Raw genomic sequence first — 22,115 nt, 5'->3', positions numbered from 1 at the left:
TATAAAAAACATAGATTCATGGGTCATTGAAGTCGTATAGCGGCGATCCTGCATCAGATGAAAGTCCACACGTTCTGTGTTCGCGCATTTGCCAACAGCGTGTTGGGCAACCCTGCCTTTCAACCTCATTGAGGCCATTCATACGGCGTCACCAAACGCCGTGCTGTACCTAAAAAAAAGGACCGGAAAATTGAGCGATCAATCCACTCCGAACACTGCACTCGCCAGATTCTGCGAGAAAACCGGCATCCCCTATCCAATGTTCTGGGGCTTCGTCGGCCTGCTTATCTTTATGATCGGCGATGGCGTCGAACTGGGTTATCTCTCCCCTTTCCTTAGCGAACGCGGCATGCCTGCCGACGAAATCGCCATGGTCTTTACCATCTACGGTGTCACCGTCGGTGTCTCCTCCTGGCTAGCCGGCGCGCTGTCGAACATCTGGGGCCCCAAGCGCGTGATGATTCTTGGCTTGCTGATCTGGAGCGTCTTTGAAGTCCTGTTCCTGATCTACGGCCTGCAAGAACTCAGCTACTCGATGATCCTCCTGACCTACGGCCTGCGTGGCTTCGGCTACCCATTGTTCGCCTACGGTTTTCTGGTCTGGATCGCCGCCGCAACGCCGTCGCGCAAAATGGGCATGGCCGTAGGCTGGTTCTGGGTTGCCTACGCAGCCGGGCTGCCAACTCTTGGCTCGCTGGTCGCCAGTGTGAGCATCCCGTTGATCGGTGCCATGGCGACTTTCTGGTTGTCGTTTGCGCTGGTGGTTGTGGGTGGCGTGATTGGTCTGGTGGGCATGCGCGAAGCACACGGCATGCAGCGTCTGGCGCCGGAAGGTGAAAAACCGCTGGTCTCGATGGCCAAGAACATCACCATCATGTGGGAAATGCCCAAGGTGTCGCTTGCCGGTCTGGTGCGCGTGATCAACACCTCGTCGATGTTCGGCTTTCTGGTGATCATGCCTGGCTTCTTCATGCACACCGTAGGCTTCAGCCTTGAAGAGTGGCTGCGACTGCTGACCATCGTGTTCGTGTTCAACATCATCGGCAACCTTGCTTCCAGCATCATCAGTACCCGGATTGGCTATCGCAATACGATCCTGTGGCTGGGTGCCGTCGGTAGCACGATCAGCACACCGCTGTTCTTCTTCATGCCGCAGGCGTTCCCGAATGACTTCTTGATCGCTTCAATCTTCGGCGCGTTCTACGGCCTGACCCTGGCATGCTTCGTACCGCTGTCGGCACTGGCACCCGCCCTCGCGCCGCAGAACAAAGCTGCTGCACTGTCAGTCCTGAGCCTCGGCGCAGGCGCATCGACCTGGGTCGGCCCTGCTGTGGTCGCGATCTTCCAGGACAGCTTCGGCCTTGCTGGCGTGGTCTGGGCGTTCACCGGCCTGTATGCCCTGAGCGCAGTGATGACCGCGTTCCTGCGCGACCCTGAGCCCGTGTTCGAACCGACACTGACCAAGACCAAACGGAAAATCAAAATCCGTGCGCCGCGTCTTGATTATCGTTGGGCGCATGCAGAGCAGAAGTAGGTAAGAACAGCTACATCTAACTCGTAGGACCGGCTTTAGCCGGGAGAGCGGCATACCTCATAAAGAAATATTGAGGATGTAACGACCTCCTCCCGGCTAAAGCCGGTCCTACGAGCCCCTGCGCAACACATAAAACTTGCTGTCCACCTTCATCACCGGAAAACTCTCCGGCAGGTCTTCCTTCGCTACTTCTACAAACCCGTGCTTCTCGTAAAACCGGTGCGCGGCGAGGAATTTGTCGGTGGTGCCCAGGTAGATCTCCTGCACGCCACGTTGCCAGGCGTTTTCAAGCAGCGCGTTGAGCAGCTGCGCCGCCACTCCAAACTCACGCCCACGAAACGGCGCTGCCACGAACATTTTTCGCAAGGCGGTCTGCTGTGCGCCGATGTCTTTGAGGCCGATGGTGCCAATGACCTGGCTTTCATGTTTAGCAACCCAGAAGTCGCCATTGCCGACCTGATAAAAGTCAGAGATGGCTTGCAGATCCGGCTGATCCTCGGCGGTTATGGATATCCCGAATTCTTCACGCTGGATGGGCAGGATGACGTCAATCACGCCTTGCTTATCCGCCGCGTCAAAACGGCAAATCTCGATGTCCCTGACCGTTGAAATGTACAAGACGCAGGCCTCCTTGATATGAACAACCACTAAAAAGAGGATATTTGCACAGCCAGATCAATCGTATAACCCCCTCTTGGATCAACCCTCAAGGCGTACCGTAGTTACCTGCATAAGTGAGGTAATTCTCTCTTGGGGTGTAGGAATCGGCCTAAAAACCTGTGAGCCATCAAAAAGCCATTGTCAGCACTGGAAAGGGGCTTATAATCCCGCGCCCTTGGCTGCAAGTGAAATCAGCTCGCACAAAGAGGCTCGCCGGGCGGCTGGTAGTGGTTGCCCACTCAAACGGATTTGCATAGCAGATGACTCAGTCCCTGCTATCTATTTCAGGGAATGAACGCCTCATGTCTTCTCGTGCCTTGACTGCGCTCGTACTGTTCGCCGCAGTGCAACTGGCGGGCTGCTCTGCCTTCCGTAGCTACGATACCGAACTCAAAGAAACCAACCTGCAACTGGCCAGCGGTAACGTTGACGGCGCGTTGGGCGTACTGGAAAAGAACAACACCAGCGCCGACAAGGACCTGCTCTACTATTTCGAGAAAGGCGAATTACTGCGCGCCAAAGGCGACCTTGCTGGCAGCCAGGCCGCGTGGCGTTCCGCCGACAACGTGGTTTACCAGTGGGAAGAGTCGGTCAAGCTCGACACCGATAAGTACCTCGCTCAGTTCGGCAGTTTTCTGATCAGCGACAAGGTGCGTCGCTACGAAGGCTACGACTACGAAAAGGTCATGCTGACCACACAGATGGCCCTGAACCTGCTGGCGAAGAATGACTTCGAAGGCGCTCGCGTCGAGATCAAAAAAACTCACGAACGTGAAGCGGTGATCGCCGAACTGCGTGACAAGGAATATCTCAAGAGCGAAGAGGAAGCCGAGAACAAGGGCGTAAAAACCCGGTTCAAGGACTTGAAGGGCTACCCGGTATCCTCACTTGATGCGCCTGAAGTTGTCGGCCTCAAGAACAGCTATCAGAGTGCTTTCAGTCATTACCTGTCGGGTTTTGTCTATGAGGCCATGGGCGAAAAAGGCCTCGCTGCGCCGGGTTATCGCAAGGCAGCAGAACTACGCCCCAACACGCCATTGCTGGATGAAGCGCTGCTCAAGCTTGATGGCAATGAAAGCAAAGATGGCTACAGCGAAGTATTAATCGTCGTACAAAGCGGCTTCGCTCCCGCTCGCGATTCGGTACGTATTCCGCTGCCCCTGCCCATCAGTGGCAATCTAGTGATTACTCCACTGTCGTTCCCGGTGATCAAGCCGGATACCACGACCGCAGCCTTCACCCAGATTGGCCTCGACGGCCAGCAGATTAACCTGACCAAGCTCAACAGCACCACAGACATGTCTCGCCGCGCCCTGCGTGACGACATGCCAGGCATCATCCTGCGTACCACAGTTCGTGCAATCACTCGCGGCGTGGCGCAAAAACAGATCAATGATGTGAACCCCCTAGCCGGTCTGGCCGTGGGTATCGCCTCAGCCATTACCGAGGGTGCAGATACCCGCACCTGGCGAACCCTGCCGGACAACACACAAGTTGCTCGCCTGCGTCTGCCACAAGGCACGCACACCGTGATTCTGCCTTCTAGTACGGGAGGCACTCACGTCCAGGTGAAGGTCGATCAGCGCTATCAAGTCGTCGCACTGCGTGCAATTGGCAATCAGGTTTACACCGATGGCCTGATGGCTCAGGTAACGCCATTGTCGGCGCCACAAGCCATCGCGACCACTAAACAACCCTGAATGGAGAACCCAATGCGTATCAAGATTCTCGGCGTCATTGCGCTGGCCCTGCTCGCCGGATGCGCCACACCACCACCGCCAGCTCCCGGCAGTGCTGCCAGCAAAGTGGTGTCGCTGGGTAACATGAAAAACATCGAAGTCGGAGCCATGCGTGTGGCTCGCGAAAACGGGTTTCTGACCGTGAACGTGCAACTCAATAACACCAGCAGCTACAACAAACAGATGTATTACCGTTTCGCCTGGCTGGGTAACGATGGCTTTCCCGTAGCCGATGCGGAGGCCTGGAAAAGCACGACGTTGTACGGCACCCAGACCAGCTACCTGCCCGCTATTGCGCCGACGCCGAAAGCCACTGACTTTCGCCTCGAAGTCAAAACGCCTTGAGCCACCCCCTCATTTGTTCAGTTGAAGAGAACTACCGCATGTTTATTCGCCTTTGCTCCATCGCCGCTATCGGCCTGCTGGCTACCGGTTGCGCCAACAACTCGCCATCGCTGGGCAGCAAGAACATCAGCTACGGCGATACCAAAGCTGTTGAAACCGTCACCAACGAATTTGGCTCCACCGATCTGCAACTGATCGCCGAGTCCATGACCCGCTCCCTGGCTCAATCCGGGATCCTGCAGGGTCGTCCGGTGGTTCAGGTTTACGACGTGAAGAACAAGACCAGCGAGTACATCGACACGCGTGAAATCACCACGTCGATCAAGACCCAGTTGATGAAGTCCGGCACCGCCCGCTTCGCCAGCGACAATACTGAAATGCAGAGCCAGGTTGATCAGCTCAAACTGCAAAACCAGAGCGGTCTGTACAAGAAGTCGACTGTCAGCAAAACCGGCAATATGGTCGCTGCCAAGTACCGCCTGGAAGGCTCGATCAGCTCTATCGTCAAGCGCAGCGCTGACTACAAGGACGTCTTCTATAAATTCAGCCTGCAACTGATCGACGTAGAAAGCGGTCTGGCCGAATGGATGGACGAAAAAGAAATCCGCAAAACCACGGAGCGTTAAGCAATGCGCGCATGGATTGGCATCTTCGGCCTGATGTGCGCCTTTGGCGTTCAGGCTGCACCGAAAATCGCCGTGGCTGACCTGGCTTTTCAGGAACGCGTGGAAGCTTATATCCACACCGTATCAGCCAAGAGCAACCTGCAAGCCAACCGCTACAGCGCCAGCGGCTCGTCAAGCTACGACGAATATGAAGCGCGTTACAGCTACATCGAGCAGGGCGAGCTGCGCAAATTCAGTGGTGATATCAAGGGCGAGATCATCAAGTCCGGCATGTTCCAGCTGGTGCAAGGCACGCCGTACACCGCCCAATCCAAAGAAGACGTTTATGACGTCATCAAGCGTATCAAGAGCGGCAGCTTCAAGGGCGCGGATTACGTGCTGTTCGGAACCGTGTCGGATATCGATTTCCAGCAGGACATCGGCGAACTGGCGAACACCAACAGTTATTCGGCGATTCTTGGCCTGACGCTGGTGGCTGATTTCAGTTTGATCAATACCCGTACCTACGAGATCAGCTCGGCGTTTACGGCCATGGGCGAAGGGCAGGACACCAAACTGGTCAACAGCCGCGACGTTAAAGTCTCTCTGAATCGCCCCCGCGTTGTGCGCGACGTGTCTCGGTCAATCGGTGTCGATGTGGCCCGTCAACTGCGCGAGCAATTGCGTGGTGAAGTGGAATACACCGGCCAGCCGGTGCAGCAAAACAACCTGCCACGGGATGAAGCGCCGAAGATTTTGCGCTGAGTAAAAAGGGGCGGCTCTTCGCCACCCGAATTGAAATGGTATTTCCCGTGGGAGCGAATTCATTCGCGAAGGCGGCAGTCCTGAAAAATATCCGGGGCTGACACACCGCTTTCGCGAATGAATTCGCTCCCACAGGGTTACACGTTTATTGCACGAAAGCCTGGTTCAGGGACATATGTGGGGCTCTTTCAGATTTATCCTGACCTCTCCAGGGTTTGTTGTTTGCCCTCGCACCGCTATCATCGCGGCATCTTGCGGGGGACTTGTGAATGCTTAACGCTCTATGGCTCGGTTTTTTTCTGATTGCGGCAATCTCCGCATTTGGCCAGTGGCTGATTGGCGGTAACGCCGGCATTTTTGCGGCCATGGTCGAAAGCATCTTTGCCATGGCCAAATTGTCGGTTGAAGTCATGGTGCTGCTGTTCGGCACACTGACGCTGTGGCTAGGTTTTCTGCGCATTGCAGAGAAAGCCGGAATCGTCGACTGGCTGGCGAAAGTCCTGGGGCCGTTGTTCCTGCGCCTGATGCCCGAAGTCCCCGCGGGCCACCCTGCCCTGGGTCTGATCACCCTCAACTTCGCTGCCAACGCATTGGGCTTGGATAACGCAGCAACGCCAATCGGCCTCAAGGCCATGCGCTCGCTGCAGGAGCTCAACCCCAGCCAGACCACGGCCAGTAATGCACAGATTCTGTTTCTGGTACTCAACGCGTCTTCGCTGACGTTGCTGCCTGTTTCGATTTTTATGTACCGCGCACAGCAAGGCGCCCTCGACCCGACGCTGGTGTTCTTGCCCATTCTTCTGGCGACCAGCGCCTCGACGATCGTCGGCCTGTTGTCGGTGGCGTTCATGCAGCGCCTGCGGCTGTGGGACCCGGTCGTGCTGGCCTACCTGATCCCCGGCGCACTGCTTCTCGGCGGTTTTATGGCGTTGCTGGCAACCATGTCGGCAGCGGCATTGGCCGGCCTCTCTTCTATCCTCGGCAACCTGACGCTGTTCGGCCTGATCATTATGTTTCTGGTGATCGGTGCGTTACGCAAGGTCCAGGTCTATGAGGCGTTTGTTGAAGGTGCGAAGGAAGGTTTTGACGTCGCCAAAGGCCTGTTGCCCTATCTGGTAGCGATGCTCTGTGCGGTCGGCGTGCTGCGTGCTTCGGGCGCGCTGGACATGGGCCTGGAAGGTATCCGTCATCTGGTTCAGTGGCTGGGGGTGGACACACGCTTTGTCGATGCGCTGCCAACGGCAATGGTCAAACCGTTCTCGGGCAGTGCCGCCCGGGCGCTGCTGATCGAGACCATGCAGACTCAAGGCGTAGACAGCTTTGCAGCGCTGGCTGCCGCGACGATTCAGGGCAGTACCGAAACCACGTTCTACGTGCTGGCGGTGTACTTCGGTGCCGTTGGCATCCAGCGCGCACGCCACGCCGTAGGCTGCGCGCTGCTGGCCGAGCTTGCCGGAGTGATCGCGGCAATCATGGTCACGTACTGGTTCTTCGGCGCAACCGCGCAGTAAGCGTCAGCCTTACTGAGCGGCGGGCTCGGCAGCTTCAGGTTTGACGTCAGGCTCGGCCGCCTCAGGCTGAGCCTTTTCAGGCTCTTTTGCCTCGGGCTCTGAGCGCTGCGGCGCAGGCTCATCAGCCCCGCTGTTGCTGTCATCGCCACCCGGCTTGAGACGGATTATCCGGCCAGAAGGTCGAGTGACAGGCGCCTGATCAGCCTCGGTCACTTCAAAACGCAGCACGCCGATCATCTGTCCGTCTTCAGTCAGCACCCTCACCTGCCATTTGCCCACCGCGTCCTGTGGGAAATTGCGTTTGTGGGTCCACGCTCGGTAGCCTTCTTTACGGCCACCATGGATATCCAGCGCAATCCGGTCGACTTCTTTGCCGTTGTGTCGCCACACGTGGTAAATCCGCTCATCCAGACCACGCGGCGCATTGATCGAGGTGTAGGCGTACAAACCACTGTTGCGAACCTGATTAGCGCTGACTTGGGTGACGCTGTCCCCTGGCGTGCGGTTTTTGTTATCGAAGTCGATGCTGACCGCTACTTCGGTCAGCCACAGCGTCGCGGGCGGCACCCATGAACGCAGCAGCCAGCCTGCGCCGCCGATTGCCAGGATCATGACCACCACACCCACGCCGCGCCGCCAACTGGTGACCGGGAAACTCGATATCAGGCTGGGGAATGACAGCAGCATCGCGATGCCCAGCGACAGCTTGTAACTCTCGGCGGTGGTCAGGTGCAGGATGATCGGCAGCGCGGTCAGCAAGGCAGCGAACAGGGTCAGGGTGTGCAAGGCCATGAACAGCCAGCGCCGAGGGGCAAGCCATTTGTAGTACAGCGGATCAATGATGGAGATAAGACCGGCCGCACCCAGCATCCCGGTAAAAATCGCCTGGGCGCTGTTCCATGTAGTGGTAATGAAGAAGAACGGCAGAACGAAGAACAGGCTTTCCTGGTGAATCATCTGCGTGCCGTAACGCAGTATTCCTTCGGGAATTCTGCGTTTGAAAACCTTGGTGAACAGCACCATGGCGCTGCCTTCGACCATCAGCCACAGCCAGCTGAGCAGCATTACCACGGCGATCCAGGTTGCCAGGCCTTCCTGACGGTCCACCAGAATGAAGCTGGCGATACCCGAAACGAAACCACCCGCCGCAATAAGCCCCGGATAACGCTTCATCAGTTCAACGATGCGGACGATCAGGGATTTCCATTGAGGCATTTCAGCGATTCACTTGATGGTGTGGAAAAAAGGGTCAGCAGGATAACAGTGCTGCCAGTGAATTCATTGTTCGGTGTTCTGATACGGCTATTTGCTGAGCTGCGCCGGTGGCGCGGCTAACACAAAACTCTGTGGGAAATTCTATGTTTGCCCGCAAGCATGATCGTTATCTTGTAGGACCGGCTTTAGCCGGGAGAGCGTTATTTCTGGCGAAGGATATTTAGCGAATGTCCCGACGCCCTCCCGGCTAAAGCCGGTCCTACGGATTTGCGTATACGTTGCTTGAGACGCCGTTAGACGACATACCACGTCATCGTTTATCACGAGCAAGCTCGGCTCCCACAGAAGCAGGATTCCAGCCTGAATGATCATCGGCGTTTACGGCTATAGCTGCTAACGCGCCATCCCACCAGCAACACCAGTAAGCCCACCACTGCCGTCGTCAACCAGAACAAACTGTCGTAACTCAGCAACGACTGCTCGGTGCGCCAATAACTCTTCTGCTTGAGCAATTCGCGCAGCGCGCGGTTGGCGCTGTCAAGGCTGACGGCTTTATAACGCTTGACCGGATCAGCAAACCGGCCTTTTTCGTAATCGTTGAGCGCGCCCCAGTAATAGTCCGCCAGGGCGCTATTGCCCTGCACCGCCCAGACCTGCTTGGCGATGGTGGCTTGTTTGATCCGGGCGAATGCCGCCGGATCGAGGCCGTCCACCTGCAGACGTTCGAGCATTGCGCGGACGTACTCCTTGGCCTGATCAACGTCATCGCGTTCAAGGTCGGCATTCAGACTCATGAAGCCCGTGCCGCCGAAGACCTCACGGTCGACCCACGGACCGTAAGACAAACCGTGCTTGAGGCGCAGGTCGCTGTAGAGCGCCCATTCAAGGTAGTCGCTGACGAGCTCCAGCGTTTCATCATGCTGATCGTCCAGCAGCGGCTCGTTGAATATCAGATGCAGCCGCGCAGCGTCGCCCAGCGTTCCACGAATCAAGGTACGGTCTTTTTCAGCCGCGTCATTGGGCTCGGCCAACGGGGGATGGTCGATGGGATCAAGCGCATCAAGCTCACCGAACGTACGCTCCAGATAGCTCGGCAACAGCCGGTCCAGATCGCCGACCACGATCAGCGTCATGTTGTTCGGCGCATACCAGGAGCTGAACACCTCTTGAACCTGATCCAGTGTGATGTGATCGACCTGAGGGCGCTCGGCGCACTTGAGGCCCATCTCCACCGCCAACTGGCTGCTGGCGTTGTGACCCAGATCCTTGCGATCCAGCCAGCGTTGCAGGTGCGAGTAATGGCCGCCATCTTCGCGCTCGACGATACGTTTGACGGTATCCAGATCGGGCTGATCGAAGTGGGTCTTGGTCAGCACGTCCAGCAGCAGGTCCAGCACCTTGCGCTGATTCTGCGCCGGAGCCTCGATCACGAATGTGGTGTCGGTGTTGCTGGTGAACGCATTCCAGTCGCCACCCAGCGCCTGCATGCGCTCTTCCAGCCCTCCTTCACCCGCGTCGTCGATACCGCTGAACAGCAAATGCTCCAGCAAATGCGGCAGCTCTTTGTCTTCACACGGGAAGTCATCGAAACCAATGCCGACCACCAAACGAATGGCCACGTGGCCTTTTTCATAGCCCGGCTTGAGCAGCAGTTGCAAACCGTTGGGCAGCATATAGCCCTCGACCTGAAAACGGTCGAGAGCGGAGGAAGGCAGTGCGATCAGAAACAGACAAGCGAACAGCAGGCAACGCATAAAACATTGCTTCCTTGCGGATCGGTATGTCTAACAGACTTCGATGTGCCCGGTACGTTCACATCACCACTTTTACGCGGGCTGCTCTGGCTCGCTTTCGCTGGACAATGCGCCAGTGTCGGCGGTTTCCAGTACGGCGTAGGCGCTGCTGCAAAACAATGAGTTGAGGCGCTTCATATCCGCAATCAATTCCAGGTGCAGCGAGCTGGTTTCAAGGCTCTGCACCACTTTGCGTTGCAGGCGGCTGACGTGGGCATGGGCAAGGCGACGCTCCTGAGCGCGGAAGCGGCGTTTTTCACGCAGCAACTGGCGAGCGCTTTCCGGATCACCGCTGAGGAACACCGACAAACCCAGACGCAGGTTGGCCAGCAACTGCGATTGCAGGCCCGCCAGCTCTTCCAGCCCGACCTCGGAGAAGGAGCGACGCTGGGAGGTTTTCTGCTGCTGGATTTTGCGCAGCATGCGTTCGATCAATCCGGCAGCCAGTTCCAGGTTGATGGTCAGCTCGATGATTTCCGCCCAGCGCCGATTGTCCTGCTCACCGAGGTCCTCCCGGGGCATCTGCGCCAGATAAAGCTTGATCGCGCTGTACAGCGCTTCGACGTCATCGTTGAGGCGACGCATTTCCTGAGTCATGGACGTTTGCGTACCGCGCAGGACTTCCAGCATCGAGCCGAGCATGCCTTCAATCAGGTCACCCATGCGCAGGGTTTCCCGCACGGCATTCGCCAACGCAAGGCTAGGCGTAGACAGGGCTGTCAGGTCCAGATGGCGCGGCTTGGCCAGCCCGTTGACCTCGGGACGCTCCGGCAAGATGACCGAACACAGCCGCGCCATCGGGCCGACGGTGGGCAGCATGATCAGACAGCGGGCGGTGTTGTAGACCAGGTGGAAGCCAATGACCATGTCTTGCGGGCTGAAGCCCAGGCTGTCGATCCAGCGTACGAGTGGGTCGAGCACCGGAATGACCAGCAGCAGGCCAAACAATTTGTACAGCAAGCTGCCCAAGGCCACTTGGCGACCGGCAACGTTCTGCATGCTGGTGCTCAGGAAGGCCAGCATGCCACTGCCGATGTTGGCGCCGATCACAAGGCCGATAGCCACCGGCAAGCTGATGATTTCAGCGCCTGCCAGCGTTGCGGTCAGCAGCACGGCGGCCAGACTGGAGTAGGAAATCATCGCGAACAGCGCGCCCACCAGTGCATCCAGCAGCAAATCGCCGGTCAGCGACGCAAACAGTACTTTTACGCCAGCGTTTTGGGTGATCGGGGCCGCAGCGGCGACGATCAGTTGCAGCGCCAGCACAATCAGCCCAAGGCCAATGGCAACGCGCCCCATCTGACCTAGACGAGTCTGCTTGCGCGACAGAAAGAACACCACGCCCAGGAAAATCAGCAGTGGCGACAGCCAGGATAAATCGAACGTCAGGATGCGCGACATCAAGGCCGTGCCGACATCCGCGCCCAGCATGATTGCCAGGGCAGGCGTCAGCGCCATGAGGCCCTGACCGACAAATGAAGTCACCAGCATGGCGGTGGCGTTGCTGCTCTGCACAACCGCGGTCACCAGAATGCCGGCGATAAAAGCCAGCGGACGCTTGGACATGTTCTGACTGATGACGTGACGCAACTGCGCGCCGTACACGCGCAAAATGCCGGTACGAACAATGTGAGTGCCCCAGATCAGCAAGGCCACGGCCGAAAGCAAATCGAGCAGGGTCAGCATACGGAAAGCCCCCTGAGGTGTGCCCATACGGGCAATGAATTGAAGGTGCAGCGAATGTCGCGCTTGCCAGGCCTTACTAACCTTTAGTCGGCCTTTGACTTAAATGCCAACAATGATTGGCATCCAGCCATTGAAACAAATATGTAATAAATCAGCCATCTACATTTGCGTGCAAGGAAACACGATCCCTGTGGGAGCGAATTCATTCGCGATAGGCCGGTATATCCGATGGATATTTATCATCTGTAATCGCCCCTTCGCGAATGAATTCGCTCCCACCAGAACCGCATTTACAATGCACGAACTGCGATTGCAGGCAAAAAAAGGGGCGCATCAGTGCGCCCCTTTTTTCAGTGACACACCGGCTTACTGGCCCGGAACGTCCTTACGCAGTTTTACAGGGTCGCTTTGCGCCTTCTTCTTCGCATGCGCAACGCGCATTTTGATGTTGATGGCTTCAACAGCAAGCGAGAACGCCATAGCGAAGTACACGTAGCCTTTAGGCACATGCACGTCGAACGCTTCGGCGATCAATACGGTACCGACAACGATCAGGAACGACAGCGCCAGCATCTTCAACGATGGGTGCTTCTCGATGAAGTCGCTGATGGTGCCTGCGCACAACATCATCACCAGAACGGCAACCACGATGGCCGCAACCATGACCGGCACGTGGGACACCATGCCGACAGCAGTGATCACTGAGTCCAGCGAGAACACGATGTCGATGATAGCGATCTGGATGATGGTGTAGATGAACTTGCCACCTTTGCCACCTGGTTCGTCTGTCGACTCTTCTTCGCCTTCCAGACCATGGTAGATCTCTTGCGAGCTTTTCCACAGCAGGAACAGACCACCGAAGAACAGGATCAGGTCGCGACCCGAAATCCCTTGGCCCATGACGACGAACAGGTCAGCGGTAAGACGCATGACCCATGTGATCGACAGCAGCAACAGGATGCGCGTGACCATGGCCAGCGCCAGACCGAAAATCCGGGTGCGCGCCTGCATATGCTTGGGCATGCGGCTGACCAGAATCGAGATCATGATGATGTTGTCGATGCCCAGGACGATTTCCAGGGCAGTCAGGGTAAAGAAAGCAATCCATATTTCAGGATTGGTCAGCCATTCCATTTTGTAATCCTTTGAGCGTTTAAACTTTTGCGGCCCAGACCCGACGATGAAGACCGGGACATGGGCCGCAAAACAAGTGAGCCGACTTTATAGACTGCTGTAGAAAGGAAAGATCCCCATCAGCAAAGCGGCGACCATTATGCACAGGCAAACCAGAACTGCCCACTTCAAGGTGAAGCGCTGGTGATCACCAAATTCGATACCGGCCAGAGCTACCAGCAGGTAAGTCGAAGGAACCAGCGGGCTGAGCAAGTGAACCGGCTGACCGACGATGGAGGCACGGGCCATTTCCACCGGGGAAATACCGTAGTGAGCAGCCGCTTCAGTCAGTACCGGCAACACGCCAAAGTAGAACGCGTCGTTGGACATGAAGAAGGTGAACGGCATGCTGACCAGAGCAGTAATGACCGCAAGGTACGGGCCCATTGCGTCCGGAATCACTGCCAACAGGCTCTTGGACATGGCATCAACCATGCCGGTGCCGGTCAGAATGCCGGTAAAGATACCTGCGGCGAAAATCAGGCCGACCACTGACAGCACGCTACCAGCGTGAGCCGCCACACGATCTTTCTGATCCTGCATGTTCGGGTAGTTGATGATCATCGCGATGCTGAACGCAATCATGAACAGGACTGGCAGCGGCAACACGCTCATGATCAGAGAGATCATCAGCAACAGAGTCAGCGCACCGTTGAACCAGATCATCTTCGGACGACGGGCATCCGGGAACTGCGAAACACTGATTTCGCTGTGATCGGCTTCATCGCCCTGCAGATGGAGTTCGCCCAAACGAGCACGCTCACGCTTGCCATAGAAGTAGGCGATCAACAGAAGTGCAACCACACCGGCGAACATGGCAGGAATCATCGGTACGAAAATATCGGATGCTTCCACGTGCAGCGCACTGGCTGCGCGGGCGGTCGGCCCACCCCATGGGGTCATGTTCATGATGCCGCCTGCCAGAATGATCAGGCCGGCCATGATCCGCGGGCTCATGCCGATACGGCTGTAGAGCGGCAGCATGGCTGCGACGCAGATCATGTAGGTCGTTGCGCCGTCACCGTCCAGAGAAACCACCAGTGCCAGCACCGCAGTGCCCACCGATACTTTCATCGGGTCGCCTTTGACCCACCTCAGAATCTGACGCACGGCCGGGTCGAACAGACCCGAGTCGATCATCAAGGCGAAGTACAGAATGGCGAACATCAGCATGACGCCGGTTGGCGCAAGCTTGGTGATACCAGCCAGCATCATCGGGCCGATTTCGGTAGCGAAACCGCCGAAGATGGCGAACAGGATCGGCACCAGAATCAGGGCAATCAGCGCGGAAAGGCGCTTGCTCATGATCAGGTACATGAAAGCAATGACCATGGCAAAGCCGAGGAAGGTCAACATAGTAAATACTCCAGGCGGTACGCGATTGGCTAAGGCGAAAGGCTAATCAGCTCAAAAAGAGCGGCGCAGGGAGTGGGGGCGAAAGCGGGGAATGCAGCAAGGCACTAGAGCACATCAGGGTCACCATTTGTTGTTGTTAACTGGGCCTTAGTACGTTGTGAAACGCACATGTGGCTGACCGGTCTGTTGCCGGCGGTGAGCTGATCCTAATCGGCCAAGCTTTCATTCAGCTTTCGCCGCTGAAACCTTTGAGCGTTAGTTTTTAATGACGAATGCGAGCCTGAACGGTCAGAACTCCATCAGCACGTCTAGCACAAGGGAAAAGGGATATGGGCCAGATCACTACCGGCGGATGCCATTGCGGCAACCTGCGTTACCAGTTCGATGCGCCACTGCAAGACATCGCTCACTGTCACTGTTCCATATGCCGTCGCACGTCGGGCGGCATTGTCATGACCTGGATTTCAGTGCCGGTCAGTTCGTTCGAATGGACCGAGGGCAGCCCCGCGACCTACGACTCCGGCCCGACCTGTGTGCGCTACTTCTGCAATAACTGCGGGGCGCAACTGGCCCTGCTTTCGCGCAATAGCCCGGAAGAGATAGACGTCACCGTCGCCACCTTCGATCACCCGGAGCTGGCACCAGCGGATCGTCATATCTGGACGGACAATCGCCTGCCATGGCTGCATCTGGATGAGCAGTTGCCGGGGGAGGCAGAGGAGACTGTTTGACAAGAACCTGTTGGAGCGAGGCTTGCCCGCGAAGAACGATAACGCGGTTTGCCAGCTATACCGCGTCGCTTGATTCGCGGGCAAGCCTCGCTCCCACAGGTCGGCGCAATACTCAATATTGAGCGTGTAAGGTGAATATTAACTGTAGGAGCGCGCTTGCCCGCGATTGCGTCAGGTCAGTCGACGAAGATGTCAGCTGACTGTCCGAATCGCGGGCAAGCGCGCTCCTACAGGGATCAGCTAGAAAACTGCGAAGCCAGTTCCCGTAGCAGCACTTCGGCTTCAAGCACCTTGCGCACCGACTCTTCTGCTTTTTCGCGGCTCAGGCTCAAGCGGGCGAACAGTTCGTCGGGGATATCTTCTTTGGGGCCCGAACCAATGCCGTTCTGGCGCAGCAGACGTACCGAGAGATAAACCAGGTTGGCGTAAGCGCTGTGCTCGCCGTCATAGCCTGGATCGTGCTGGAAGCGCAGGGCTGTGCATAACTCATCCGGCATGTCCCAGTAGCGCATCAACCAGGAGCCCATCTGCTCACGGCTGATCCCCAGCAAATGTTGCTCGACAAAGCTGTGGTGCAAGTGTGGGTTAACTTCCAACTGGCGGCAGATCAGCGAGAAATGCGGCGGGAACACGTGAGCCAGCAGCAGATAACCGAAGTTATGCAGCAGACCCGCCAGATACGTCAGGCCCGCTTCCGGGCGTTGCGCGCGAGGCATCGCACGAGTCAGGCCTTCAATGACCGCAGCGGTATAAATCGACTGCTGCCAGTAAGGCGTGGTCTGTTGCGGGTGGTCCTTGGGCAGACTGAGGGTTTTGCCCAACGCCAGGCCCAGCGCCAGATTGATGACCAGATCAAACCCGAGCACGCGCACGATGGCGTCTTCAACCGAGCGAATCTTGCCGGTAGAGGCATAGTAAGGCGATGCCGCCCAGCTCACGACTTGAGCAGCCAGCGCCGGATCGGTCTCGACGACGCCGGTAATGTCATCAATGGTTGCATCGGGATCGACCCGCAGCTTGATGATCTTCTGCGCGGTTTCAGCCAGCGGCGGGATTTCCAGCGTCGCTTCCAGACGCTGCTGAATGCGGCGCGCGGTAAAGGCTTGCATGGCCTGAGTAATTTCTTCGCGATCATCATCAGGACGATCGAGATTGGGATGAATAGTGCTCAGCAGCTCACCAAAATGCGCGGCGCTGGCCTTGTTCAACATGGTCTTGAAGTCGTCGCTGCTGATTTCCAGCAGGACGCCGGGCTCACCCGAACCAATCAGCACCGAAGGCTCTTGCAGCAAACGATCGTCATACAGGCACGGCGAGCTGGTCAGGGCAGGCAAGCCCGGCAGCACTTGCAGGCTGTGTTTGGCCAACATTTTCAGCATGCGCGAGTGCGGCACCGCCACCAGCTTGCGACCGGTCAGCTCGGTGATGCGGCTGAGGTCCAGCAATTGGCTTTGCGGGAACAGGATCAGAAGTGCGCCAACGGCATCCTCGACCAGGACGGCCTGGACTCTTCGTGCTGCTGGCAGGTGCAGGGAATCATCAACCTCGCGGTAGCTGATCGCTAGCTTGCCAAGCAACTGCCGAATGACGGACGGGGCGTGAGGCGCTTCATCGACGTGGGCAACTTCTGTCATGACGGGTATCCAATTTCCTACAGTCGCTGAAGTATAACCAGCTTGGATGTTTCCGGTGTGATGTGATCATCAAAGCGACGATTTGCATCACACCTGGCCGTATTGCTGGCCGTGACGCAACCAGCGCTCAAGGAGCGGGCTGACATGTTGCGGCCAGCGCTCAATCAGTGCTTGAGCCGCGTCACGTACGGCAGGCAACAGGTCTGCGTCGCGCATCAGGTCGGCCACTTTGAACTGCAGCAGGCCGGTTTGCCGGGTGCCGAGCATCTCGCCGGGGCCGCGCAATTCCAGATCTTTCTCGGCAATCACGAAACCATCATTGGTTTCACGCATGATGCCCAACCGCTGGCGGCCTATTTGCGAAAGCGGCGGATGGTAAAGCAGCACGCAATGGCTGACGGCGCTACCACGTCCGACCCGGCCGCGCAGTTGGTGCAGTTGGGCCAACCCCAGTCGTTCGGGGTTCTCAATGATCATCAGGCTGGCATTGGGCACGTCCACGCCAACCTCAATCACGGTCGTCGCCACCAGTAATTGCAGCGCACCCTGCTTGAACTCGGCCATGACAGCAGCCTTTTCAGCCGGCTTCATGCGTCCGTGGATCAAGCCGACGCGGAATTCACCCAATGCGCTGGTCAGCTCTTCGAAGGACGTTTCCGCCGCCTGACACGTCAGCTCTTCGGACTCCTCGATCAATGTGCAGACCCAATACGTCTGCCGACCTTCGGCACATGCCGCACGCACGCGCTCAATAACTTCGATACGCCGGGAGTCGACCACCAGCACCGTGTTGACCGGGGTACGTCCGGGCGGCAGCTCATCGAGGATCGAAGTGTCCAGATCCGCGTAGGCGCTCATCGCCAGCGTCCGTGGAATCGGTGTGGCCGTCATGATCAACTGGTGCGGACACATCAGGCCACCAACGCCTTTCTTGCGCAGGGCCAGACGTTGCTGCACACCGAAGCGGTGCTGCTCGTCGATAATCACCAGGGCGAGATTCTTGAAGTGCACTTCGTCCTGAAACAGCGCATGGGTGCCGACCACCATTGGCGTGCCGCCCGCGATCTGCTCCAGCGAGCTGACCCGCGCTTTGCCCTTGAGCTTGCCCGCCAGCCAGGCGGTTTCAATACCCAGGGGTTCCAGCCAGCGCTTGAAGTTGATGTAGTGCTGCTCGGCAAGAATCTCGGTCGGCGCCATCAGCGCGACCTGGTAACCGGCCTCCAGCGCCTGAAGCGCGGCCAGGGCAGCGACTACGGTTTTTCCTGCGCCCACATCGCCCTGAATCAAACGCAGCATGGGCTCCGGCTGACTCAAATCGTAGGCCACTTCCTTGCCGACACGCTGCTGGGCTCCGGTGGGCGGGAAGCCAAGATTGGCGAGAAATTGCTTCGGCAGCTTCTTGGCCAGCGGCAACGCCGGAGCACGCTGCGAACGCAGGCTTTCGCGTAAACGCTGTTGGGAAAGCTGATGGGTCAGCAGCTCTTCAAACGCCAACCGATGCTGGGCCCAGTGATGGCCGAGGGCGAGCTCTTCGACATCGGCGTCAGCGGGCGGGTGGTGCAGATAGCGAATCGCATCATCCAGCGGCGCAAGCTGATAATCCCGCGCGAGCTCTTCAGGTAACCAGTCTGGCAGACTTTTTGGCCCAAGCAGGGTAAGCGTTTGCTGGCTCAACTGGCGCAAGCGCTGCTGGGTAAGGCCCTCGGTCGTCGGGTAGATCGGCGTGAGCGTTTGCTCCACGGGCGCGGGTTCGCTGCCAGTCAGCGCACGGTATTCCGGATGATAGATTTCCAGACCTGATGCGCCGGGCCGGGCCTCACCGAAACAGCGGATGTGGGTGCCGCGTTTGAGCGCTTCTTTCTGCGCGTTACTGAAGTGATAAAACCTGAGGCTCAGGCTTCCGGTGCCATCGTTCAGACGCACCAGCAGACTGCGCCGCTTGCCCATCACCACATCAGCGCCGCTGACCGTTCCTTCAATCACCGCGTCCTGGCCGGGACGCAACTGACCGATAGGCACAACACGGGTGCGGTCCTGGTAACGCAAAGGCAAGTGAAACAATACGTCCTGCAGATTTTCCAGACCGACCTTGGCGAGCTTCTCGGCCATGGCCTCGCCGACACCCTTCAGCGCGGTGACCGAGACTTGAGACAACTCGCTCATGGGACCACTCAGCTCGCTTGGGTTTTCGGACGTGCCACCGAGCACAGACGCACGGAGTCAGCGAGGATCTCGATTGCCTTGGGCCGCGGGAAGCTGGCGCGCCAGGCAATCGCTACTGTGCGGAACGGAACCGGTGGCGTCAGCGGACGCACTTCTATTACGCCAGGCGCGTAGTGATGGCTGTCCACCGCCGACATCGGCAGGATCGAAATCCCCAGGCCAGAAGCAACCATGTGGCGAATGGTTTCCAAGGAGCTGGATTCCACCGTCGTGTGCTTGGCACCTTCGCTGCCCTTGGTCAGGGTCGGGCAAGCCTCAAGCACCTGATCACGGAAGCAATGACCTTCGCCCAGCAGCAACAGGCTCTTGTCGTTGAGCGCCGAGGCGTCGATGGTTTCTTTCTGAGTCCATGGGTGATCTGCAGGCATCAGGACGTAGAACGGCTCGTCATAAAGCTGCATGGTCAGCACGTCGGCTTCATTGAACGGCAGGGCGATGATGATCGCATCCAGCTCACCGTTACGCAGTTTGTCGCGCAGCACGTGAGTGAAGTTTTCTTCGATATACAACGGCATTTGCGGGGCGACCCGGTGCAGTTGCGGAATCAAATGCGGGAACAGGTAAGGGCCGACGGTGTAGATCGCACCGACTTTGAGTGGCGCGGTCAGCTGGTTCTTGCCAGCCTGGGCCAACTCACGGATGCCTTGGGCTTGTTCCAGAACCTTTTGTGCCTGAGCGACGATGCCTTCACCCACGGGGGTCAGACGCACGGCACTCTTGCTGCGCTCAAAAATAAGCACACCCAGTTCATCTTCAAGCTTTTTGACGCCCACCGACAATGTCGGCTGACTGACGTGACAGCGTTCAGCAGCGTGGCCGAAGTGCTGTTCCTGAGCGAGGGTAACGATGTAGCGCAATTCTGTGAGAGTCATAACGTGCGTCCATGAAGTTGCGGCCCCAGCATAGCGGCTGCAATCGATAGACGCACGTTATCAAGTAACTGCGTTGTATCAAAATTACGAGTTAACGCCGATCAAGTGAATAAACGAACGGCGCCAGGATCTCGATAGTGCCGTTGTTCAGCGTTTCCGCTGGCGGTTTAGGCAATGGCTGGGCACGACGGATCATCTCCATGGTGGCCCTGTCCAGCGATGGACTGCCTGAACTGCCTGCAATCGAATACGACAGCACGTTGCCATCGGCATCAACCACAAAGCGCAAGCGAGCGACCCCTTGCATACCGCGACGGCGAGCATCTTCCGGGTACTTCTTGAACTTGGCCAGATGCTTCAGCAAATCACCCTGCCAGGTAGGCAGCGCATTGCTTGGCGGTGCAGGCTGACTGGGTGGCGTTGGCGCAGCCGATTTCTCGACCTTGGCTGTCGTAGGCGGTGTATCGACCTGTTTCTCGTCGGCTGGCAAATCCTTCGGAGGCTCAGGCTTTTTCACCGGCTTTGGCGGCTGAGGTTTTGGCTTCGGCTTGACCACCGGCTTGGGCACAGCAATTTCTGCCTTTTCGACTTCAGCCACCTTGGGAATGATTTCTTCCTCGGGGGCTGGAGGTTGAGGCGGCTGAACCACTTGCGGTGGCGGCGGCGGGGCCGGTTCTGGCTCAGGTGCCAACTCCACCATCATGGCCGCCGGAGGCAGCTCGATGGCCTGGGATGCAGGCCAGCGGAGTGCGACCACGATCGCGATGGCATGCACGGCCAGCACCAACAACAGACTACCGCTATAGCGCGTCAGTTTTTGGCGCGTACTGATCATTTCTTACCAACCGTCTCGAGACCGACCAGACCGACTTTGAGGTAGCCCGCAGAGCGCAGGGCATTCATCACTTCCATCAGGTCACCGTAATCCACGCCTTTATCGGCCTGGAAGAAGATCGTGGTGTCCTTTTTGCCCTTGGTTCGGGCGTCGAGGATCTGACCCAACTGCTCAGGAGCGACTTTGTCGTCGCCCAGGTACAAACTCTGATCAGCCTTGACGCTGAGGAACACTGGTTTCTCGGGCCGGGGCTGCGGCTTGGCGGTCGAGGCGGGCAGGTCGACTTTGATATCAACCGTCGCCAAAGGCGCTGCCACCATGAAGATGATCAACAGGACCAACATGACGTCGATGAACGGCGTTACGTTGATTTCGTGGTTTTCGGCGAGATCGTCGTCGCCTTCTTTCAGATGCATGCCCAAGGTTTAGCCCACCTTGACCATATGTGGCGACTGAGTACGGTCGGCAGTTGGCTGGTGATCGAGATCACGGCTGACCAACAGCAGAACCTGTGCCGACGCATCGGAAACCTGTGCTTTGTAACCGGCGATGGAGCGAGCGAAGACGTTGTAGATAACAACCGCAGGAATCGCAGCGACCAGACCCAGTGCCGTCGCCAGCAGAGCCTCGGCAATACCCGGCGCAACGACAGCAAGGTTGGTGGTCTGGGTTTTGGCAATACCGATGAAGCTGTTCATGATGCCCCACACGGTACCGAACAGACCTACGAACGGCGCAGTCGAACCGATGGTGGCCAGAACGCCGGTGCCCATGCTCATGTTACGGCCGCACGCAGCAACCAGACGCTCAAGACGGAAGCTCACACGTTCTTTAATGCCTTCACGCTCGCGGCTGTTCACCGACAAGCGCATCTCTTCCATGGCGTCATGGACGAGCAGGTTGGCCAGCGTACCTTCCTTGGCAGCGCTTTCGCTGGCTTCGGACAGGGTGCGGGCCTTTTTCAGGTTGGCGATCTCGGTGCGCAGACGACGCTTGGCACCCAGCAATTCGAAACCCTTGGCGATCCAGATAGTCCAGGTAATGATCGATGCGATCGCCAGGCCGATCATGACGGCTTTAACGATGATGTCTGCGTTCTGGTACATACCCCAAGGCGACAGGTCGTGGGACATGCCGAGGCTGTTATCCTCGGGCTCGACAATCGCGGGGCCTTCAACCGGAGCCGCGCCTTCCTGAGCAACCGGTGCAGTGGTTTGCGACGACGGCGCAGGGGTCGTCGCCGGAGCAGTTGCTGGCGCCGGGGCGGTAGCTGGATTAGCGGGAGCAGCCTGACCAGCGAAAGCAGCAGGTGCAAGCATCAGGCTCAGCAGCAGTGCTGCGATACCACGCCATGCACGCGGCAGGCTGGGTAGCTGGGTTGGCGAAGCGGAGGAGGTAGTACGTGTCATGCTGGCCGGACCTGAGTAAAGAAGAAGGT

Annotated in this window: 19 protein-coding genes; 7 read left to right on the top strand and 12 right to left on the bottom strand. The window is 57.8% G+C overall.

What is annotated here, in order from left to right; genetic code table 11:
• Positions 1 to 190 precede the first annotated feature (190 nt).
• Positions 191 to 1,534, top strand: coding sequence for an MFS transporter (locus tag AO242_RS21720; RefSeq protein WP_099270309.1), 1,344 nt, complete (start codon positions 191 to 193; stop codon positions 1,532 to 1,534).
• 108 nt (positions 1,535 to 1,642) lie between these two features.
• On the opposite strand, the gene AO242_RS21715 is transcribed toward AO242_RS21720, so the two are convergent.
• The gene (locus tag AO242_RS21715; protein ID WP_206361669.1) at positions 1,643 to 2,146 is read right to left on the bottom strand and encodes a GNAT family N-acetyltransferase; all 504 of its coding nucleotides are present in this window, start codon (positions 2,144 to 2,146) and stop codon (positions 1,643 to 1,645) included.
• Between the two features lie 350 nt (positions 2,147 to 2,496).
• Between AO242_RS21715 and AO242_RS21710 the strand changes: the two genes are divergently transcribed.
• The 5 genes from AO242_RS21710 (at position 2,497) to AO242_RS21690 (ending at position 7,159) form a co-directional block, all read left to right on the top strand.
• Positions 2,497 to 3,894, top strand: a complete 1,398-nt coding sequence (locus tag AO242_RS21710; RefSeq protein ID WP_099270308.1) for a COG3014 family protein — start codon at positions 2,497 to 2,499, stop codon at positions 3,892 to 3,894.
• 12 nt (positions 3,895 to 3,906) lie between these two features.
• On the top strand, positions 3,907 to 4,278 hold the full coding sequence (locus tag AO242_RS21705) for a YcfL family protein (RefSeq protein ID WP_099270307.1): 372 nt from the start codon (positions 3,907 to 3,909) through the stop codon (positions 4,276 to 4,278).
• 38 nt (positions 4,279 to 4,316) lie between these two features.
• Positions 4,317 to 4,904: a penicillin-binding protein activator LpoB gene (gene lpoB / locus AO242_RS21700; RefSeq protein WP_099270306.1), complete on the top strand. Its 588-nt coding sequence runs from the start codon at positions 4,317 to 4,319 to the stop codon at positions 4,902 to 4,904.
• Positions 4,905 to 4,907: 3 nt separating this feature from the next.
• On the top strand, positions 4,908 to 5,648 hold the full coding sequence (locus AO242_RS21695) for a penicillin-binding protein activator LpoB (RefSeq protein ID WP_099270305.1): 741 nt from the start codon (positions 4,908 to 4,910) through the stop codon (positions 5,646 to 5,648).
• 269 nt (positions 5,649 to 5,917) lie between these two features.
• A complete protein-coding gene (locus AO242_RS21690) occupies positions 5,918 to 7,159 on the top strand; it encodes a nucleoside recognition domain-containing protein (RefSeq protein WP_027900024.1) in 1,242 nt (413 codons plus the stop codon).
• A 9-nt stretch (positions 7,160 to 7,168) separates the two neighbouring features.
• On the opposite strand, the gene AO242_RS21685 is transcribed toward AO242_RS21690, so the two are convergent.
• The 5 genes from AO242_RS21685 to AO242_RS21665 form a co-directional block, all read right to left on the bottom strand.
• Complete coding sequence (locus AO242_RS21685; RefSeq protein WP_099270304.1) at positions 7,169 to 8,374, bottom strand: DUF5924 family protein; 1,206 nt, start codon at positions 8,372 to 8,374, stop codon at positions 7,169 to 7,171.
• A gap of 368 nt (positions 8,375 to 8,742) precedes the next feature.
• Entirely contained in the window at positions 8,743 to 10,128 is a 1,386-nt protein-coding gene (locus AO242_RS21680; protein ID WP_099270303.1) for a M16 family metallopeptidase, read from the bottom strand.
• A 72-nt stretch (positions 10,129 to 10,200) separates the two neighbouring features.
• Positions 10,201 to 11,853 carry a Na/Pi cotransporter family protein gene (locus AO242_RS21675; RefSeq protein WP_099270302.1) on the bottom strand — a complete coding sequence of 551 codons (1,653 nt, stop codon included), beginning with the start codon at positions 11,851 to 11,853 and terminating at the stop codon, positions 10,201 to 10,203.
• A 366-nt stretch (positions 11,854 to 12,219) separates the two neighbouring features.
• A complete protein-coding gene (locus AO242_RS21670) occupies positions 12,220 to 12,987 on the bottom strand; it encodes a TerC family protein (protein ID WP_099270301.1) in 768 nt (255 codons plus the stop codon).
• An 87-nt stretch (positions 12,988 to 13,074) separates the two neighbouring features.
• Positions 13,075 to 14,382, bottom strand: a complete 1,308-nt coding sequence (locus AO242_RS21665) for a CitMHS family transporter (RefSeq protein ID WP_099270300.1) — start codon at positions 14,380 to 14,382, stop codon at positions 13,075 to 13,077.
• A 329-nt stretch (positions 14,383 to 14,711) separates the two neighbouring features.
• On the opposite strand from AO242_RS21665, the gene AO242_RS21660 reads away from it, so the two are divergent.
• Entirely contained in the window at positions 14,712 to 15,113 is a 402-nt protein-coding gene (locus tag AO242_RS21660; RefSeq protein ID WP_099270299.1) for a GFA family protein, read from the top strand.
• Between the two features lie 236 nt (positions 15,114 to 15,349).
• Here AO242_RS21660 and AO242_RS21655 read toward each other — a convergent pair whose 3' ends face one another.
• From AO242_RS21655 to exbB, 6 genes are all read right to left on the bottom strand, one after another.
• Complete coding sequence (locus tag AO242_RS21655; protein WP_099270298.1) at positions 15,350 to 16,747, bottom strand: aminoacyl-tRNA deacylase and HDOD domain-containing protein; 1,398 nt, start codon at positions 16,745 to 16,747, stop codon at positions 15,350 to 15,352.
• Positions 16,748 to 16,834: 87 nt separating this feature from the next.
• Positions 16,835 to 18,910 carry an ATP-dependent DNA helicase RecG gene (gene recG, locus AO242_RS21650; RefSeq protein WP_099270297.1) on the bottom strand — a complete coding sequence of 692 codons (2,076 nt, stop codon included), beginning with the start codon at positions 18,908 to 18,910 and terminating at the stop codon, positions 16,835 to 16,837.
• An 8-nt stretch (positions 18,911 to 18,918) separates the two neighbouring features.
• On the bottom strand, positions 18,919 to 19,842 hold the full coding sequence (locus tag AO242_RS21645; RefSeq protein ID WP_027900033.1) for a hydrogen peroxide-inducible genes activator: 924 nt from the start codon (positions 19,840 to 19,842) through the stop codon (positions 18,919 to 18,921).
• A 91-nt stretch (positions 19,843 to 19,933) separates the two neighbouring features.
• Entirely contained in the window at positions 19,934 to 20,677 is a 744-nt protein-coding gene (locus tag AO242_RS21640; RefSeq protein ID WP_027900034.1) for an energy transducer TonB, read from the bottom strand.
• Positions 20,674 to 21,099, bottom strand: a complete 426-nt coding sequence (gene exbD / locus AO242_RS21635; protein WP_027900035.1) for a TonB system transport protein ExbD — start codon at positions 21,097 to 21,099, stop codon at positions 20,674 to 20,676. Before exbD ends, AO242_RS21640 begins: the two co-directional genes overlap by 4 nt.
• Before the next feature lie 3 nt (positions 21,100 to 21,102).
• On the bottom strand, positions 21,103 to 22,086 hold the full coding sequence (gene exbB / locus AO242_RS21630; protein WP_027900036.1) for a tonB-system energizer ExbB: 984 nt from the start codon (positions 22,084 to 22,086) through the stop codon (positions 21,103 to 21,105).
• Positions 22,087 to 22,115 lie beyond the last annotated feature (29 nt).

This window comes from Pseudomonas sp. ICMP 561 (assembly GCF_002699985.1).
GTDB classification, from domain to species: Bacteria; Pseudomonadota; Gammaproteobacteria; order Pseudomonadales; family Pseudomonadaceae; genus Aquipseudomonas; species Aquipseudomonas quasicaspiana.
Note: the sequence above shows the minus strand (reverse complement) of the source record. Positions and strands in the feature narration are given on the sequence as shown.

Bases quoted from the DNA above. Each gene is read 5' to 3' on its own strand.
- AO242_RS21685 (WP_099270304.1), bottom strand. From the start codon at position 8,374: ATGCCTCAATGGAAATCCCTGATCGTCCGCATCGTTGAACTGATGAAG.
- AO242_RS21640 (WP_027900034.1), bottom strand. From the start codon at position 20,677: ATGATCAGTACGCGCCAAAAACTGACGCGCTATAGCGGTAGTCTGTTG.
- exbB (WP_027900036.1), bottom strand. From the start codon at position 22,086: ATGACACGTACTACCTCCTCCGCTTCGCCAACCCAGCTACCCAGCCTG.
- AO242_RS21705 (WP_099270307.1), top strand. From the start codon at position 3,907: ATGCGTATCAAGATTCTCGGCGTCATTGCGCTGGCCCTGCTCGCCGGA.
- AO242_RS21680 (WP_099270303.1), bottom strand. From the start codon at position 10,128: ATGCGTTGCCTGCTGTTCGCTTGTCTGTTTCTGATCGCACTGCCTTCC.
- AO242_RS21660 (WP_099270299.1), top strand. From the start codon at position 14,712: ATGGGCCAGATCACTACCGGCGGATGCCATTGCGGCAACCTGCGTTAC.
- AO242_RS21665 (WP_099270300.1), bottom strand. From the start codon at position 14,382: ATGTTGACCTTCCTCGGCTTTGCCATGGTCATTGCTTTCATGTACCTG.
- AO242_RS21655 (WP_099270298.1), bottom strand. From the start codon at position 16,747: ATGACAGAAGTTGCCCACGTCGATGAAGCGCCTCACGCCCCGTCCGTC.
- AO242_RS21645 (WP_027900033.1), bottom strand. From the start codon at position 19,842: ATGACTCTCACAGAATTGCGCTACATCGTTACCCTCGCTCAGGAACAG.
- AO242_RS21695 (WP_099270305.1), top strand. From the start codon at position 4,908: ATGCGCGCATGGATTGGCATCTTCGGCCTGATGTGCGCCTTTGGCGTT.
- recG (WP_099270297.1), bottom strand. From the start codon at position 18,910: ATGAGCGAGTTGTCTCAAGTCTCGGTCACCGCGCTGAAGGGTGTCGGC.
- AO242_RS21670 (WP_099270301.1), bottom strand. From the start codon at position 12,987: ATGGAATGGCTGACCAATCCTGAAATATGGATTGCTTTCTTTACCCTG.
- lpoB (WP_099270306.1), top strand. From the start codon at position 4,317: ATGTTTATTCGCCTTTGCTCCATCGCCGCTATCGGCCTGCTGGCTACC.
- AO242_RS21690 (WP_027900024.1), top strand. From the start codon at position 5,918: ATGCTTAACGCTCTATGGCTCGGTTTTTTTCTGATTGCGGCAATCTCC.
- AO242_RS21675 (WP_099270302.1), bottom strand. From the start codon at position 11,853: ATGCTGACCCTGCTCGATTTGCTTTCGGCCGTGGCCTTGCTGATCTGG.
- AO242_RS21710 (WP_099270308.1), top strand. From the start codon at position 2,497: ATGTCTTCTCGTGCCTTGACTGCGCTCGTACTGTTCGCCGCAGTGCAA.